Annotated in this window: 1 protein-coding gene; it reads left to right on the top strand. The window is 66.3% G+C overall.

The window, feature by feature from the left end; all coding sequences use genetic code 11:
• The coding region (locus ABD296_RS50255; protein WP_344285834.1) for an FAD-dependent oxidoreductase at positions 1–525 on the top strand (525 nt) is incomplete at both ends.

Here is a 525-nt window from a genome sequence, read left to right as displayed (position 1 = left end):
CCGCTGCCTGGTCGCCACGGGTGCCAGCCCGGCGGTCCCGCCGATTCCGGGGTTGAAAGAGTCACCCTACTGGACTTCCACCGAGGCCCTGGCGAGCGACACCATTCCCGAACGCCTTGCCGTAATCGGCTCGTCGGTGGTGGCGCTGGAGCTGGCGCAAGCCTTTGCCCGGCTGGGCAGCAAGGTCACGGTCCTGGCGCGCAATACCTTGTTCTTCCGTGAAGACCCGGCCATCGGCGAGGCGGTGACAGCCGCTTTCCGTGCCGAGGGCATCGAGGTGCTGGAGCACACGCAAGCCAGCCAGGTCGCCCATATGGACGGTGAATTCGTGCTGACCACCACGCACGGTGAATTGCGCGCCGACAAACTGCTGGTTGCCACCGGTCGGACACCGAACACGCGCAGCCTCGCGCTGGACGCAGCGGGGGTCACTGTCAATGCGCAAGGTGCCATCGTCATCGACCAAGGCATGCGCACGAGCAACCCGAACATCTACGCGGGCGGGGAGTGCACCGAACGGGGGAA

Source organism: Actinomadura napierensis (assembly GCF_039529375.1).
Classification (GTDB): Bacteria; Actinomycetota; Actinomycetes; order Streptosporangiales; family Streptosporangiaceae; genus Spirillospora; species Spirillospora napierensis.
Note: the sequence above shows the minus strand (reverse complement) of the source record. Positions and strands in the feature narration are given on the sequence as shown.